13 protein-coding genes are annotated in these 15,415 nt (G+C 61.5%); 7 read left to right on the forward strand and 6 right to left on the reverse strand.

Annotated features, from left to right (window positions below; genetic code table 11):
- Positions 1 to 22: 22 nt before the first annotated feature.
- Positions 23 to 763: a two-component system response regulator OmpR gene (ompR, locus tag SLW74_RS04440; RefSeq protein WP_065987440.1), complete on the reverse strand. Its 741-nt coding sequence runs from the start codon at positions 761 to 763 to the stop codon at positions 23 to 25.
- 280 nt (positions 764 to 1,043) lie between these two features.
- Between ompR and SLW74_RS04445 the strand changes: the two genes are divergently transcribed.
- The 3 genes from SLW74_RS04445 to gshA all read left to right on the forward strand — a co-directional run bounded on the left by SLW74_RS04445 (position 1,044) and on the right by gshA (position 5,535).
- Positions 1,044 to 3,368: a Tex family protein gene (locus tag SLW74_RS04445; protein WP_410928247.1), complete on the forward strand. Its 2,325-nt coding sequence runs from the start codon at positions 1,044 to 1,046 to the stop codon at positions 3,366 to 3,368.
- Positions 3,368 to 3,751 carry a PaaI family thioesterase gene (locus SLW74_RS04450; RefSeq protein WP_065987442.1) on the forward strand — a complete coding sequence of 128 codons (384 nt, stop codon included), beginning with the start codon at positions 3,368 to 3,370 and terminating at the stop codon, positions 3,749 to 3,751. Before SLW74_RS04445 ends, SLW74_RS04450 begins: the two co-directional genes overlap by 1 nt.
- A gap of 197 nt (positions 3,752 to 3,948) precedes the next feature.
- Positions 3,949 to 5,535, forward strand: coding sequence for a glutamate--cysteine ligase (gshA, locus tag SLW74_RS04455; protein WP_410928248.1), 1,587 nt, complete (start codon positions 3,949 to 3,951; stop codon positions 5,533 to 5,535).
- A 180-nt stretch (positions 5,536 to 5,715) separates the two neighbouring features.
- Here the strand turns inward: gshA and argA are convergent, their stop codons facing one another.
- Both argA and argE read right to left on the reverse strand, forming a co-directional pair.
- Positions 5,716 to 7,014 (reverse strand): amino-acid N-acetyltransferase, encoded by a 1,299-nt coding sequence (gene argA, locus SLW74_RS04460; protein ID WP_065987444.1) that lies wholly within the window; start codon positions 7,012 to 7,014, stop codon positions 5,716 to 5,718.
- A gap of 160 nt (positions 7,015 to 7,174) precedes the next feature.
- Positions 7,175 to 8,323: an acetylornithine deacetylase gene (gene argE, locus SLW74_RS04465; protein WP_410928249.1), complete on the reverse strand. Its 1,149-nt coding sequence runs from the start codon at positions 8,321 to 8,323 to the stop codon at positions 7,175 to 7,177.
- Between the two features lie 165 nt (positions 8,324 to 8,488).
- Here argE and SLW74_RS04470 point away from each other — a divergent pair, with 165 nt between their 5' ends.
- Complete coding sequence (locus SLW74_RS04470; protein ID WP_410928250.1) at positions 8,489 to 9,856, forward strand: inorganic triphosphatase; 1,368 nt, start codon at positions 8,489 to 8,491, stop codon at positions 9,854 to 9,856.
- Between the two features lie 179 nt (positions 9,857 to 10,035).
- Here SLW74_RS04470 and SLW74_RS04475 read toward each other — a convergent pair whose 3' ends face one another.
- Positions 10,036 to 10,506, reverse strand: coding sequence for an Lrp/AsnC family transcriptional regulator (locus SLW74_RS04475; RefSeq protein WP_065987447.1), 471 nt, complete (start codon positions 10,504 to 10,506; stop codon positions 10,036 to 10,038).
- A gap of 147 nt (positions 10,507 to 10,653) precedes the next feature.
- Here SLW74_RS04475 and SLW74_RS04480 point away from each other — a divergent pair, with 147 nt between their 5' ends.
- A complete protein-coding gene (locus SLW74_RS04480; RefSeq protein WP_410928251.1) occupies positions 10,654 to 11,001 on the forward strand; it encodes a hypothetical protein in 348 nt (115 codons plus the stop codon).
- A gap of 112 nt (positions 11,002 to 11,113) precedes the next feature.
- Positions 11,114 to 12,898, forward strand: coding sequence for a GspE/PulE family protein (locus SLW74_RS04485; protein WP_065987449.1), 1,785 nt, complete (start codon positions 11,114 to 11,116; stop codon positions 12,896 to 12,898).
- On the opposite strand, the gene SLW74_RS04490 is transcribed toward SLW74_RS04485, so the two are convergent.
- A complete protein-coding gene (locus SLW74_RS04490) occupies positions 12,899 to 13,948 on the reverse strand; it encodes an L-idonate 5-dehydrogenase (RefSeq protein ID WP_065987450.1) in 1,050 nt (349 codons plus the stop codon). It abuts the gene before it with no gap.
- 14 nt (positions 13,949 to 13,962) lie between these two features.
- Positions 13,963 to 14,733, reverse strand: coding sequence for a glucose 1-dehydrogenase (locus tag SLW74_RS04495; RefSeq protein WP_410928252.1), 771 nt, complete (start codon positions 14,731 to 14,733; stop codon positions 13,963 to 13,965).
- Positions 14,734 to 15,009: 276 nt separating this feature from the next.
- Between SLW74_RS04495 and SLW74_RS04500 the strand changes: the two genes are divergently transcribed.
- Entirely contained in the window at positions 15,010 to 15,327 is a 318-nt protein-coding gene (locus tag SLW74_RS04500) for a DUF2388 domain-containing protein (RefSeq protein WP_410928356.1), read from the forward strand.
- Positions 15,328 to 15,415 lie beyond the last annotated feature (88 nt).

Consider the following 15,415-nt stretch of genomic DNA (forward strand, 5'->3'; position numbering starts at 1 on the left):
CAGGTTACCGTCGAACTTGCTGTTACTGCTTGTTGGCACCGTCTGGCACGAAAACATAACCCACTCCCCAGACCGTCTGAATGTAACGCGGCTTGGCAGCGTCCACCTCAATCAGACGGCGCAGACGGGAGATCTGGACATCGATGGAGCGCTCCAGGGCGTCCCACTCACGGCCCCGGGCCAGGTTCATCAGCTTGTCTCGCGTCAGCGGCTCACGGGCGTGCATGACCAATGCCTTCAACACGGCGAATTCACCGGTCGTCAGCATGTGCACTTCGTCGCCACGCTTGAGCTCGCGGGTGGCGAGGGACAGAGCGTAGTCGCCAAAGGTGACGGTTTCGTCTTCCGTGGCAGGCGCGCCAGGTACGGGTGCGGATTGACGACGCAGCACAGCGCGAACGCGGGCCATCAGTTCGTCAGGGTTGAAAGGTTTTGCGAGGTAGTCATCAGCGCCGAGCTCGAGGCCCTTGATGCGACTGAGCTCGTCGCCCTTGGCGGTGAGCATGATGATAGGGACTTGATTGTTCGCGGCGCGCAGGCGGCGGCAGGCGGACAGCCCGTCTTCGCCCGGCAGCATCAGGTCCAGCACCACGAGGTGAAACACTTCGCGCGCCAGCAGCCGATCCATTTGCTCCACGTTGGGCACAGCCCGGGCGCGGTAGCCCTTGCTGTTGAAAAAGCGTTCTAGCAGGCTGCTCAAGCCCGGGTCATCGTCAACGATGAGGATTTTCTCGCCTTCAGCCGTTTGTGCAGTGCTGCTCATTGGAAGCTCCTTTGATCTCGGCGCGCATTATGGCGTAGCTGCAGTGATGCGCACCGTGTGCATTGTTAGCAGATTTTTCCTGAATCCACATGGGTGCTCTCGTTGAGTCACTTAAGGCTGATTCACGGCGGCTACGCGGGCTGAAACCGGCGTATCGACCGGGCAATCCCCTATTCAAGGCTCACTGGGTATAATGCGCCGCCTTCAAGGTCAGGCAACGCTCGTTCAAGGCGGTTCGCCAGCCGCTGATTTTATGCACACACATTTGCCAGGTGGTTTTATGGACAGTATCAACAGCCGCATCGCCGAGGAACTCGGCGTCCGCCCGCAACAGGTCGAAGCGGCCGTCGCGCTACTGGATGAAGGCTCAACGGTGCCTTTCATCGCTCGTTACCGCAAGGAAGTCACTGGCAGCCTCGATGATACGCAGCTGCGTCATCTGGAAGAGCGCCTGCGCTACCTGCGCGAACTCGACGAGCGCCGCATCAGCATCCTTGCCAGCATCGAAGAGCAAGGCAAGCTGACCCCTGAACTGGCGCGCGACATCAACCTTGCCGACACCAAGACCCGCCTTGAAGATTTGTACCTGCCGTACAAGCAGAAGCGCCGCACCAAAGGCCAGATCGCGCTGGAAGCCGGCCTGGGCGAACTGGCCGACGGGATCTTCAACGACCCGACGCTTACCCCCGAAGCCGAAGCCGCGCGATTCGTCGATGCCGAGAAAGGCTTCGCCGACGTCAAGGCCGTGCTCGAAGGCGCCAAATACATTCTGATGGAGCGCTTTGCCGAAGACGCGACGCTGCTGGAGAAGCTGCGCAGCTTCCTCAAGCACGAAGCCGTGATCAGTGCCCGGGTGGTCCCGGGTAAAGAGGAAGAAGGCGCCAAATTCCGCGATTACTTCGAACACGACGAGCCGCTCAAGAGCATGCCGTCCCACCGCGCGCTGGCGATCTTTCGGGGTCGCAACGAGGGCGTGCTGAGCTCGGCGCTGAAAGTCGGGGAAGAATTGCCCGGCACCCTGCACCCCTGCGAGATGATGATCAGCGAGCGCTTCGGCCTGCAGAACCAGAACCGCCCTGCGGACAAGTGGCTGGCCGAAGTCGTGCGCTGGACCTGGAAGGTCAAGCTGTACTCCAGCCTCGAAACCGACCTGCTCGGCGAGCTGCGCGAAGGTGCCGAGACCGAAGCGATCAACGTATTCGCTCACAACCTGCACGACCTGTTGTTGGCCGCCCCAGCGGGACCCCGCGCAACGCTGGGCCTCGACCCGGGCCTGCGCACCGGCTGCAAGGTCGCCGTGGTCGACAGCACCGGCAAACTGCTGGACTACGCCACGGTCTACCCGCACGTACCAAAAAACCAGTGGGATCAGACGATCGCCGTGCTGGCAGCCCTGTGCGCCAAGCATTCCGTTGACCTGATCGCCATCGGCAACGGCACCGCCAGCCGCGAAACCGACAAGCTGGCCGGCGATCTGATCAAAAAGTATCCAGGTCTGAAGATGACCAAAGTCATGGTCTCTGAAGCCGGCGCTTCGGTGTACTCGGCGTCGGAACTCGCTGCCAAGGAATTCCCGGACCTCGACGTTTCGATCCGTGGCGCGGTGTCCATCGCCCGCCGCTTGCAGGACCCGCTTGCCGAACTGGTGAAAATCGACCCGAAATCCATTGGTGTTGGCCAGTACCAGCATGACGTCTCACAACTCAAACTCGCCCGCGGCCTCGACGCGGTGGTGGAAGACTGCGTGAACGCCGTGGGTGTGGATGTGAACACCGCCTCCGTGGCCCTGCTGGCGCGGATTTCCGGCCTGAACACCACGCTGGCGCAGAATATCGTTTCCCACCGCGACCAGAATGGCGCGTTCAAGACCCGTGCGGCGCTGAAGAAAGTCCCGCGTCTGGGCGAGAAAACCTTCGAACAGGCCGCAGGCTTTCTGCGCGTCATGAACGGTGACAACCCGCTGGACTCGTCCGCCGTTCACCCTGAGGCGTATCCCCTGGTGCAGCGCATTGCCGCCCAGACCGATCGCGACATCCGCTCGCTGATCGGCGATGCAGGGTTTCTGAAGCGTCTCGACCCGAAGAAATTCACAGACGAAACCTTCGGCCTGCCGACCGTCACCGACATCCTTCAAGAACTGGAAAAACCGGGCCGCGATCCGCGTCCGGGATTCAAGACCGCTGAGTTTCAGGACGGCGTTGAGGACTTGAAGGACCTTCAGCCGGGCATGATCCTCGAAGGCGTAGTCACCAACGTTACCAACTTTGGTGCGTTCGTTGACATCGGCGTGCATCAGGACGGTTTGGTGCACATCTCTGCGCTTTCGGAGAAATTCATCAAGGACCCTCGCGAAGCGGTCAAAGCCGGCGATGTGGTGAAGGTCAAGGTGATGGAAGTGGACATTCCGCGTAAGCGCGTGGGTCTGTCGATGCGCATGAGCGACACGCCGGGCGAGAAAGTCGACGGCGCTCGCGGTGCCCGTCCTGGTGCGGCGCCGCGCCAGCAGCACAGCAATGCCCCCCGTAAGGAAGCCCCCACCCCGGCGCCGAGCAACAATCCGATGGCGTCGCTGTTCGCCAACGCCAAGCAATTGAAGAAGCGCTGATGGATATCCCTGATGAATTGACTCAGAGCGCCTACTTCAAGACGCTCGGCTGCCGGGTGGTGCAGTTGAATGAAGGTGTCGCCGTCGTGGCCTTGCCGCTGGAGCCGCACCTGCGCAATCGCGGCAATGTCATGCACGGCGGCGCGCTGTTCAGTCTGGTAGACATCACCATGGGGTTGGCCTGCTCCAGCACCCACGGCTTCGACAAGCAAAGTGTCACCGTGGAATGCAAAATCAATTACATGCGTGCCGTGGCCGAGGGTGAAGTCATCTGCACCAGCACCGTGCTGCATGCCGGACGCCGAACCCTGGTGGTCGAAGCCGACGTTCGCCAGAACGACAAGCTGGTTGCCAAAGCGCAGGGCACGTTTGCGATCGTCTAGCTGTCCGATAGCGTTATGAGTTAATTTCGGCACTGTTCAGCAGTGTCGAAATTATCTGATTTCCTTGTAGGAACGATCAGCGACGGGCATCGGCGTTAGGGCCATCGACGAGGCGAAAACGCCAGTTCCTTTCTTCACCCTTGTAGACCGCCATATCGCCCCCATATAGGGCCGACTGACGCGTGAAGGATTCCAACTTGAGCGAACTTCTCAACCGCCGCCTGACTCTGCTTGGCGAGCACTCCAACCTCTCCCTTCTGGAGAAGTGCTTGCACGGCATCGAGCGTGAATGCCTGCGCGTTACGGCCGAAGGCCGTCTGGCACAAACCCCGCACCCTGAAGCACTCGGCGCGGCGCTGACCAACGAGCAAATCACCACCGATTACTCCGAGTCGCTGCTGGAGTTCATCACTCCCGCCCTGGCCGACCCTGCTCAAACGCTGGAAAGCCTGGATAAAATCCATCGCTTCGCGTACAGCAAACTGGGCAGCGAATACATCTGGAGCCCTTCGATGCCGTGCCCGCTGCCGGCCGAAGCAGATATTCCGATCGCCTATTACGGCACCTCCAACATCGGCAAGCTCAAGTACGTCTACCGTCAGGGCCTTGCCTTGCGTTACGGCAAAACCATGCAGTGCATTGCCGGCATTCACTATAACTTCTCGCTGCCCGAAGCCATCTGGCCCGTGCTCAAGCAAGACGCGAAATTCGAAGGCGATGACCGCGATTTCCAGTCCGAGAGCTACATCGGCCTGATTCGCAACTTCCGTCGTTACAGCTGGCTGCTGATGTACCTGTTCGGCGCGTCGCCGGCGCTGGATGCCAGTTTCCTGCGCGGCCGCTCGCATCAGCTTGAGCAGTTTGACGCCGAAACGCTGTATCTGCCGTACGCAACCAGCCTGCGGATGAGCGATCTGGGTTACCAGAGCAACGCCCAGGCGGACCTGACGCCCTGCTACAACGACCTGCTGACGTACACCGATAGTCTGCGCCGCGCGGTGGCAACGCCCTACGCGCCTTACGTTGAAATCGGCACGCACAAGGATGGCGAGTGGATTCAGCTGAACACCAACGTGCTGCAGATCGAGAACGAGTACTACTCGACGATCCGCCCGAAACGCGTCACCTATTCCGGCGAGCGCCCTATTCAGGCGCTCGTCGCGCGCGGGGTGCAGTACGTGGAAGTCCGTTGCCTGGACATCAACCCGTTCCTGCCGGTGGGCATCGACCTTGAGCAATCGCGCTTCATCGATGCGTTCATTCTGTATTGCGCGCTGCACGAAAGCCCGCAGCTGGCGAGCAACGAGTGCGGCAACGCCAGCACGAACTTCCTGACCGTGGTCAAGGAAGGTCGCCGTCCCGGCCTGCAACTGAACCGCAACGACACGACGATCGACTTGAAAGTCTGGGCCAACGAGATGCTGGACACGATCAGGCCGATCTGTGAACTGCTCGATGCCAGCCAGGGCACGGATCAGCACGTCAAATCGCTGGACGCTCAGCGCGCGAAAGTGGCGGACGCCTCTCTGACGCCTTCGGCACAAGTGCTGGCGGCCATGACCGAGCACAAGGAAGGCTTCACGGCTTTCTCGCTGCGCCAGTCACAGGTTCACGCTGATCATTTCCGCAGCAACCCGCTGAGCGCCGAGGACCAGACGCATTTTGAGAGCAAGGCGCGTGAGTCCCTGGCTCAGCAAGCGGAGCTGGAACAGACCGAAGAGAAAGTGGATTTCGACACGTTCGTGGGTGCGTATCAGGCGAGCATTCTGGCGATCAGCAACTGACGCCAGACCCGTTGCAAACGGTGGGACGACCGGGGTGGCGCTCCACCTTACTCGCGAAAGCGGTGTCTCAGGCGAGAGAGATGTATCGTCTGACCTGACCCTTCGCGAGCAAGCTCGCTCCCACAAGGGTTGTATCGAACCGAAAATGCGCGTCAGGCTTCAGGTCCTGACGCGCTTCGCTTAGATCGCCTTTTCAAAAATCTTCGAATTACGCTGGTAGTTGTACAGTGACGCACGTGCGCTGGGCAGGCGATCGACGCTGCTGGCCTCGAAACCGCGCTCCTGGAACCAGTGCGCCGTACGCGTGGTGAGGACGAACAGGGTTTTCAGACCCAGCGCCCGGGCGCGTTCTTCGATGCGTTCAAGCAGCTCGTCGCCGCGCCCGCCGTGGCGATACTCGGGATTCACCGCCAGACAAGCCAACTCACCCGCGTCGGAATCGGCAATCGGGTACAGCGCCGCGCAGGCGATGATCAGGCCTTCGCGCTCAACCACGCTGAACTGCTCGATTTCCCGCTCCAGCACTTCCCGCGACCGACGCACCAGGATGCCCTGCTCTTCCAGCGGCGTGATGAGGTCGATGAGCCCGCCGACATCGCCGATCGACGCTTCGCGCACCAGCTCGAACTGCTCCTGGGCCACCAGTGTGCCGCCGCCGGCTCGGGTGAACAGCTCGGAGAGCAGCGCGCCATCTTCGGCGTAGCTGACGATATGGCTGCGCGCCACACCCCCGCGACAGGCCTGAGCCGCCGCATCCAGCAGCTCCGCCTGGTAGTTGCTGCCCAAGCGCTGTAGGTGCGCGGGGACCTGTTGTGGACGCAGCTCACGGACCAGTCGGCCCTGCTCGTCCAGCAAGCCTGATTCGGCGCCAAACAGCAGCAGCTTTTCCGCCCCCAGATCAATGGCCGCGCGCGTCGCGACGTCTTCGCAGGCCAGGTTGAAGATCTCGCCGGTGGGTGAGTAACCCAGCGGTGAAAGCAACACGATGGAGCGTTCGTCGAGCAGCCGGCTAATACCCTTGCGGTCGATACGGCGCACTTCGCCGGTGTGCTGGAAATCGACGCCCTCGAGGACGCCGATCGGACGCGCCGTGACAAAGTTGCCACCGGTCACGCGCAACCGCGAGCCCTGCATCGGCGAGGCGGCCATGTCCATCGACAGACGCGCTTCGATGGCGATTCGCAGGGCGCCGACGGCGTCGATCACGCATTCAAGGGTGGCGAAATCAGTCACGCGCATGTCGTGATGGAAATGCGGCGTCAGGCCACGGGCCTGCAAGCGGCTTTCGATCTGCGGGCGGGAGCCGTAAACCAGCACGAGGCGCACGCCAAGGCTGTGCAGCAACACGAGGTCGTGGACGATATTGCCGAAGTTCGGGTGCGCCACGCCATCGCCCGGAAGCATGACGACGAAGGTGCAATCCCGGTGGGCATTGATGTAGGGAGACGCGTGGCGGAGCCAATTGACGTAATCGGGCATATCCGAAAGGAGCCTGTAGTGGATGGACGAAGGGGTGGAAGCACTCAAGACGGCATGAGCGTTATCGTCGGAACAGGCATCGCAACACGCGTACTCTCCTTTTCGGGTAATTCTCAGACAGGCCCTGACTCAACCAGCACGTGGGCGCATTCAAGGGCACTCAAGTCGTAGCCAGGCAGTAATGTTCGATCAATTGACGTAACAGACGCACTGTAGGCTGCAAACGTGACATTTCAAGATACTCACCGGGCTGGTGCGCACAGGCAATATCCCCGGGCCCCATCACGATGGTTTCACAACCAAGGCGCTGAAGATAAGGCGCTTCGGTGCCAAATGCCACTGCTTCGGCCGCATGACCGGTCAGACGCTCCGCGATTCGCACCAGTTCCGCGTCGGCGCTTTCTTCAAACGGGGACACTTCCGAAAACAGCGGCGCGTAGTCGATCTGCACCTGATGCAGCTCGGCGACGGGCTGCAGTTTCTGCCGGATCGCGGCGCGCAGCACCTCGGGGTCCATCCCCGGCAGCGGGCGCAGATCGAACTCCAGCGAGCATTGCCCGCAGATCCGGTTAGGGTTGTCGCCGCCATGGATGCAGCCGAAGTTCAGGGTGGGTTGAGGCACGCTGAACTGCGGATTGCGGTATTGCTCCTGCCAGTGTCGGCGCAGGCCTTTCAACTCGCCAATGGCGTCGTACATGGCTTCCAGGGCGCTGCGCCCCAGGCTCGGGTCCGAGGAGTGACCGCTGCGGCCGAGAATCTCGATGCGCTCCATCATCACGCCCTTGTGCAGGCGGACCGGCTTGAGACGGGTCGGCTCGCCAATAACCGCCGCGCGCCCCAGTACACCGCCGGCCGCAGCCAATGCCTTGGCACCGGCCATGGAGCTTTCTTCATCGCAGGTCGCGAGGATGATCAGCGGCTGTTTGAACGGCTGATCGAGCAGCGGCTGAAGCGCTTCGATGGCCAGCGCGAAGAAGCCCTTCATGTCGCAGCTGCCCAGTCCTACCCAATTGCCGTCGACTTCGGTCAGTTTCAGCGGATCGGTCTTCCACAGCGCATCGTCGTAAGGGACCGTATCGCTGTGGCCCGCGAGCACCAACCCGCCGGGGCCTGTGCCATACGTTGCCAGCAGATTGAATTTGCCCGGGCTCACGTGCTGGATGTCGCAGGCAAAACCCAGATCGCCCAGCCAACCTGCCAGCAGATCAATGACGGCGCGATTGGACTGGTCGAGCCCGGGCTGCGTACAGCTCACAGACGGCGCGGCGATCAGGGCGGCGAACTGGTCTTTCATGGACGGCAACGGCATAGGCGACTCCGGAATGGGGTGCGACACGCGAGCCATCATAGGTTGATTGGCCCGCATCAATAAACTGTCACGGTTGATGTCCTGTACACTGCACGGCCCACGCAGCTGTGTCGATTCCGGCTGCGACCCCTGTTATCAGCGATAGAGCGTTTGGATTCTCCGGCCATGCAGAAAGAAACCGAAATCAAACTCCGCGTCAGCCGCGAAACCCTCATAGCCCTGCGCGAGCACCCGTTGCTGAAGAAGCGCAACAAGAGCGGCTGGGAGCGGTTGGAGCTGTTCAATCAGTACTTCGACACCCCCGAGCGCGAGCTGGCCCATGCCAAGGTTGCGCTGCGCCTGCGCCGCGACGGCGACGCAATCATTCAAACCCTCAAGACCCGCGGCCAGAGCGTGGCGGGCCTGTCCGAGCGTAACGAATACAACTGGGATGTACCCAAAGCCAAATTGGACCTGAAGAAGCTCGACGGCGAATGCTGGCCCGAGCAACTGGCAGATCTGGACAAGAAAACCATCAAGCCGGTGTTCACCACTGATTTTGTCCGCGAGAAAGCGGAAATCGCCTGGGGCCGTGGCAAGACCAAGGTGGTGATCGAAGCGGCGCTGGACCTGGGCAAGGTCGTCGCCGGCAAGCAGCAGGAAGAAATCTGCGAGCTGGAGCTTGAACTGCGCGAAGGCGACCCTGCCGCGCTGCTGAAACTGGCTGCAGAGCTGGCCGAGAAGCTGCCGCTGATGCCCTGCGATATCAGCAAGGCCGAACGTGGCTATCGCCTGTTCGACGCCAGCAGCTACTCGATCAAGTTGCCGTCACCCGAGCTGCATGGCGAACTCTCCGTAGACGACGCGTTCAGCGCCATCGCCTGGTTCCTGCTCGGCAGCAGCCAGCGTCTGGCCGAGCAGTACCGTTTCAACGGTCACTGGAGCCTGTTGCAGGAATGGGTCGAAGTGCTCGCTGAATTGCGCGCTCTGGCCGGCAGCCTCGGTCAGGCCGCTCCGCGCGCCACGACCCATGACCTGCGCGCCGCGCTGGACGCTTTGCTGGAAGACTGGCGCACGCTGGTGCTGGCTGGCCAGGAAGACGGCGACGTACGCGCCGCCGCCCATGAGCAGTTCATCGAAGAGTTGCAGGACACTCGTTGGGGCGTGTTCTCGCTGACCACCTCGCGCTGGTTGATGGCGCACAGCTGGACGGTGGAGCGCAACAACCGTGGCAATCGTCAGGGCCACGCGATGCTCAGCAGTTGGGTGCCGCGTTTCCTGGGTGATGAAGCCACCGCGCTGAACCTGCCGCGCTACCAGCAGCAGCCGGAAGATCTGGCCGAGCAACTGCCACGCATCGAACGCCTTCAGGTCTGGCTGCATTACGCCCGCCAGGCCCTCGACCTGCCTGAGCTGGATCGCTTGTACGGCGAGTTGAACAAGCTAGAGCAACTGGCGCATCTGGACATCACCGACGAAATCCTCGACGCCCGCGTCCAGCAAACCATCACCGTGCTGCAAAGCCGGGCGTGGAAGACATTGTTGAAATTGTAAGGCGCTGGCAGTAGGACCGGCTGACGCTGTTTTGGTAGGACCGGCTTCAGCCGGGAAGAGGCCAGTAATAGCACCCTCAATTTTTGCAGTGTGCCTACCTACGCTTTCCCGGCTAAAGCCAGTCCTACGAAAAGCATGCGGTGTGTCAGTAGGACTAGCTTTAGCTGGGAAGTGGCGCCCTATCGGCCAATCGGCAAGCTCGTCGTCGATTTGATCTCAGACAGCGCCACTGTCGAGTTCACTTCCTGAATGCCCGGTACCAGCGAGAGCTTTTCGAAGAAGAATCGCTCATACGCCTCGATATCCGGCGTGACGATGCGCAGCAAAAAGTCCACCGACCCCATCAGTACATAACACTCCAGCACTTCGGGAAAGCCACGGATCGCCTCTGTGAATTCGGTGAAATTGGACCGACCGTGGGCGTTGAGTTTTACCTCTGCAAAAATCTGCGTATTCAGGCCAATCTTCTTGCGATCCAGCAGCGTCACCTGCCGCCGGATCACCCCCTCCTCCTTGAGCCGCTGGATCCGCCGCCAACAAGGAGACTGCGACAGGCCGACCTGCTCGGCAATCTGCGCGCTGGACAGCGACGCATCCTCTTGCAGCAGCGCCAGAATCTTCCGGTCGTAGGCATCCAGCTCGATTTGCATAGTCAATTCCTGAAAGCAGTCCACTGCACATAAACAAGTCTCATACAGCCTAATACAGCGCATCTTCGATCAGAAATTTCTTTTCCCGTGTGTAAAACTTTCTGCCAATCAACGTCATTGCAACGACGAGGTCGTCAGGAGATTCCCATGCCGCATTTCGAACCCGCCAGCCCCGCCCCCTTTCGCAACGATGCCTGGTCTGTCGGCAACGCTCATTGCCTGTCGCGCTATCACATCCTTGCCGAGGCAGAAGCTGACGTACTCTGCCGGCTGCTCAACCTGTTCGCGATGCAGTACCTGATCCCCCAACAGGTCAGCGTGCTGCAGCAGGACGGCATGCTGATGGTGAATGTCGAGGTGGGCGGCATGACGTGGCACCGCGCTCAGGTGATTGGCGAAAAAATGCGCAACCTGATCAGTGTTTGCTCGGTCGAACTTGAACCCATGGGTGATTTGCACGTCGTAACCGAGGTTGTCTCACTCGCCGCCAGTTGAGCGCACCGAAAATATTGGCAACGCTTCGCTACCGGCAGGGCGTCACAACTGGCACGCTTGGGACTACTCTTGCTCATCACCGAAGTAAGCCGTCTCGTCCGAAGGAGCCCGCATGTCCGTCCTCGCCTCATCATCTCAGGACCGCTGGCTGGATCTGAACGAAGTATTGCGTGACCTCGTCGCGCAGGGATACCTCGATCAGGACAACGCCGAATATGCGCTCACGCTGCGCCGAGCCGCGCAGAATCTCCACGCCCACCCGCTCGAACTCATCGCCACCCAGCAGTTCGATAACCACAAGCGGCCCGGCAAGAAACTCGACCTCGAAACCCTCACCGCCTGGCTGGCTGAGCAAGCCGGCCAGCCGTATCTGCGCATCGATCCGCTGAAGATCAACGTCGCCGCCGTCACGCCGTTGATGTCCTACGCCTTCGCCCAGCGCCACAAGATTCTCGCGGTGGACGTCGATCGCGACGCGGTGACCATCGCCAGCGCCCAACCGTACGTGAGTGCGTGGGAAGCCGATCTGACCCACGTACTGAAGATGCCGATCAAGCGCGTCGTCGCCAATCCCGTCGACGTGCAGAAACTGGCCGTGGAGTTTTACCGGCTGGCGAAATCGGTCAGCGGCGCGAGTGCCAGCGATCAGAAAATCAGCAACATGGGTAACTTCGAACAGCTGCTCAAGCTCGGCGCCAGCGATCAGGAGCCGGACGCCAACGACGCGCACATCGTCAATATCGTCGACTGGTTGTTCCAGTACGCCTACCAGCAGCGGGCGAGCGATATTCACATCGAGCCCCGCCGCGACGCCGGTACTGTCCGCTTCCGCATCGACGGCGTGCTGCACAACGTGTATCAATTCCCGCCGCAAGTGGCGATGGCCGTCACCAGCCGCCTGAAAAGCCTGGGCCGCATGAACGTGGCCGAGAAGCGCAAGCCGCAGGACGGCCGGGTGAAGACCAAAACGCCTGACGGTGGCGAGGTGGAGCTGCGGCTGTCGACGCTGCCCACGGCCTTCGGCGAAAAGATGGTCATGCGGATTTTTGACCCGGAAGTGCTGCTCAAGGACTTCGACCAGCTCGGATTCTCCGGCGATGACCTGCGTCGCTGGGAGGGCATGACCCGACAGCCCAACGGCATCATTCTGGTGACCGGCCCGACCGGTTCCGGCAAGACCACCACGCTGTACACAACGCTGAAGATGCTGGCGACGTCGGAGGTGAACCTCTGCACCATCGAGGACCCGATCGAGATGGTGGAGCCGGCATTCAATCAGATGCAGGTGCAGCACAACATCGACCTGACCTTTGCCAGCGGTGTCCGCGCGCTGATGCGGCAAGACCCGGACATCATCATGATCGGCGAGATTCGCGACCTGGAGACCGCAGAAATGGCGATCCAGGCGGCGCTGACCGGTCACTTGGTGCTGTCGACGCTGCACACCAACGACGCGCCCAGCGCTATCAGCCGTCTGCTGGAGCTGGGCGTGCCGCATTATCTGCTCAAGGCGACGATCCTCGGCGTGATGGCCCAGCGTCTGGTGCGTACGCTGTGCCCGCACTGCAAGGCGCCGATCGAAATGGATGAGGTTGACTGGCAGACCCTGACGCGGCCATGGCAGGCACCCGTGCCAAGCGGCGCGCACCGGGCGGTGGGTTGCGCGGAGTGCCGCGATACGGGTTATCGCGGGCGTGCGGGGGTGTACGAGATCATGCTGATGTCCGACGCCGTGAAATCGCTGATCACGGCGGACCTGGACCTGACGGCGTTGCGTCGCCAGGGCTTCAAGGACGGCATGCGCAGCCTGCGGTTGTCCGGCGCGCAAAAGGTCGCGGCGGGGTTGACGACGGTTGAAGAGGTACTGCGTGTGACACCGCAGAGCGAGCAGCGTTAGTTACTGCTCCGGAACCCCGAAATCCAGCACGACTTTCATGGCCTGCTGCTTGTCCCCGGCAAGCTCGAACGCCTGGACCGCGTCGTGAAACGCGAAGGTGTGGGAGATCACCGGCGTGACGTCGATGACTTTGCGATTGAGCAAGTCCACCGCCTGGGCGAATTCGGGGTGGAAGCGAAAGGTGCCGCGCAGGTCGATTTCCTTGCCCACCACCAGATTCAGCGGAATCGCCACATCGCCACCGAGCCCGACCGTCACCACAATCCCGCGCGGGCGCATGCAGGTCAGGCCATCGCGCAAGGCGTGGGCGCTGCCGGAGGCCTCGAACATCACGTCGAAATAACCCTTGTCGGCGGTATAGCGCGCCAGTGCTTCGGGCTCGTCGCGCAGGTTGTGGGTTTCGCTGGCGCCCATGCGCCGCGCGCACGCCAGCGCGCTGTCGCTCAGGTCTGCGGCAATGATCTGCAACGCACCCGCCGCGCGCAGGCTGCCGATCAGCAAGTTGCCGATCGGGCCGCAGCCGGTCACCAGCACGCGCTTGCCGAACACGCCGCCGGCGCGCTGGATCGCGTGAAGCCCGACCGACAAAGGCTCGGCCAGTGCGCCCTCAGCCAGCGTAGTGGTCGGCGCCAGTACATGAGCCTGGCTTGACTCGATCACCAAGTGCTCGCGAAACGCGCCCTGAATGTGCGGAAATGGCATCGCGCTGCCGTAAAAGCGCATGTTCAGGCAATGGTTAGGCAAGCCTTCGTGACAGTATTTACAGTCTCCGCACGGCCGTGACGGTGACACGGAGATCCGTTGCCCGACGCTGAAAGCGCTCTGCGCGTCGCCGACCTCCTCGATAACCGCCGAGATTTCATGGCCGAGGACCATCGGCTCTTTCAGCCGAACCGCGCCGAAACCGCCGTGCTGGTAGTAGTGAAGGTCCGAGCCGCAGATACCGCCGCGAGCAACGCGAACCCGCAACTGGCCGGCAGAAAGCGGCAATGCTTCGTTGCCGGGCTCGACACGCAGGTCTTTCGCGGCATGGCAGACAATCGCTTGCATGGTCATTCTCCGGATTACAGCGATGCCGTGATGGCACCGTCGACGTAAAGGATGTGGCCGTTGACGAAGCTGGCCGCGTCAGAAGCCAGAAACACCGCCGCGCCTGCCAGTTCAGACACTTCGCCCCAACGGCGGCTCGGGGTCCGCTGCACCAGCCAGTCGCTGAATTCGGCGTTGGCCACCAGCGCAGCGTTCAGTTCGGTTTTGAAGTAGCCCGGCCCGATTCCGTTGACGTTGAGGCCGAACGGGCCCCAATCGATCGCCATGCCCTTGGTCAGCATTTTCAGCGCGCCCTTGCTTGCCGTGTACGGCGCAATACCCGGGCGGCCCAGCTCGCTCTGCACCGAACAGATGTTGATGATGCGCCCGCGCCCACGGGGGATCATGCAGCGCGCGACCGCTTGACCGACGAAGAAGGCACTGTCGAGGTTGGTGCGCATCAGCTCGTGCCAGTCCGCTTCGGCAAACTCCGCCAGCGGCCCGCGCCGCTGGATGCCAGCGTTGTTGACCAGGATTTCCAGCGGCCCGACGCGCGCCTCGATGTCCTGAACCGCAGCGGCGACCGCCGCGCTGTCCGTCACATCAAAACGCTGGGTGTGGACCGCATGCCCCTCGGCCGTCAACGCTTGGGCGGCCGAATGCAATGTCTCGGCGCTGCGGCCGTTGAGCACGACGGTGGCGCCCGCTTCGGCCAGGCCTCGCGCGATCGCCAGTCCGATGCCTGCGCTGGAGCCGGTGATCAGGGCCACCCTGCCGTCGAGACGAAAACTTTCCAGAACAGCCATGACGCTCTCCTATTGTTTTTGTGGCGTGAAGCTCGATTGGCTGCGCCAGCTGTTCTTCCTGTCAGATACGGAAGGTTCGCTGCGCAGAGTGCAGTCACCTTACTCTGCCCGATCAACTTATCACCGTCATCAACGGTGACTCCATGAACGTTGATGAACTCCAGGAACGGGGCAATTTTGCAGAACGGGGCGCTATGCCCCTCTGTGGGTGGGGAACTAGAACGGGAGATGGCGTATCAAATCGTTTCAGAACAAACCAACATCGGAGTACCCGTCATGCGTCTTAAACTTGCTGTAGCCACGTTAGCCTTGCTTTCCCTGCCGGTCGGTTCAGCAATGGCCGACGGTTTTCTGCGGGATGTGCTTTCGTCTGGTGCCACAACCGGCTCCACCTACCTCACCTTTCGTCACCACAAGCTGATCGTCGCGGCACAAGACGACGCTGGCAGCTTCGTGGCCAGCAACGGCGAAATCCGTGGCCCGTACCTTGGAGCGGCGATGGATCAAGTGCGCAAAGATAACCCGGCCCTGAAGGCATCGGACATGGACCTGGCAAACGCCATCCTGGCGAAGAATCTGGTTGCCGAGCAATAAGTCAGACACATCGGGATGAATTGGCGTTCTGACGCCGATATCGCTCGCAAAAAAAGCCGCTCATGTGAGCGGCTTTTTTGTGCCTGAC

The sequence above is a fragment of the Pseudomonas sp. W5-36 genome (genome assembly GCF_046540455.1).
GTDB classification, from domain to species: domain Bacteria; phylum Pseudomonadota; class Gammaproteobacteria; order Pseudomonadales; family Pseudomonadaceae; genus Aquipseudomonas; species Aquipseudomonas graminis_B.

Coding starts and splice junctions, on each gene's coding strand:
- ompR (WP_065987440.1), bottom strand. CDS start 763: ATGAGCAGCACTGCACAAACGGCTGAAGGCGAGAAAATCCTCATCGTT.
- SLW74_RS04445 (WP_410928247.1), top strand. CDS start 1,044: ATGGACAGTATCAACAGCCGCATCGCCGAGGAACTCGGCGTCCGCCCG.
- SLW74_RS04450 (WP_065987442.1), top strand. CDS start 3,368: ATGGATATCCCTGATGAATTGACTCAGAGCGCCTACTTCAAGACGCTC.
- argA (WP_065987444.1), bottom strand. CDS start 7,014: ATGCCCGATTACGTCAATTGGCTCCGCCACGCGTCTCCCTACATCAAT.
- argE (WP_410928249.1), bottom strand. CDS start 8,323: ATGCCGTTGCCGTCCATGAAAGACCAGTTCGCCGCCCTGATCGCCGCG.
- SLW74_RS04470 (WP_410928250.1), top strand. CDS start 8,489: ATGCAGAAAGAAACCGAAATCAAACTCCGCGTCAGCCGCGAAACCCTC.
- SLW74_RS04475 (WP_065987447.1), bottom strand. CDS start 10,506: ATGCAAATCGAGCTGGATGCCTACGACCGGAAGATTCTGGCGCTGCTG.
- SLW74_RS04480 (WP_410928251.1), top strand. CDS start 10,654: ATGCCGCATTTCGAACCCGCCAGCCCCGCCCCCTTTCGCAACGATGCC.
- SLW74_RS04485 (WP_065987449.1), top strand. CDS start 11,114: ATGTCCGTCCTCGCCTCATCATCTCAGGACCGCTGGCTGGATCTGAAC.
- SLW74_RS04490 (WP_065987450.1), bottom strand. CDS start 13,948: ATGCAAGCGATTGTCTGCCATGCCGCGAAAGACCTGCGTGTCGAGCCC.
- SLW74_RS04495 (WP_410928252.1), bottom strand. CDS start 14,733: ATGGCTGTTCTGGAAAGTTTTCGTCTCGACGGCAGGGTGGCCCTGATC.
- SLW74_RS04500 (WP_410928356.1), top strand. CDS start 15,010: ATGCGTCTTAAACTTGCTGTAGCCACGTTAGCCTTGCTTTCCCTGCCG.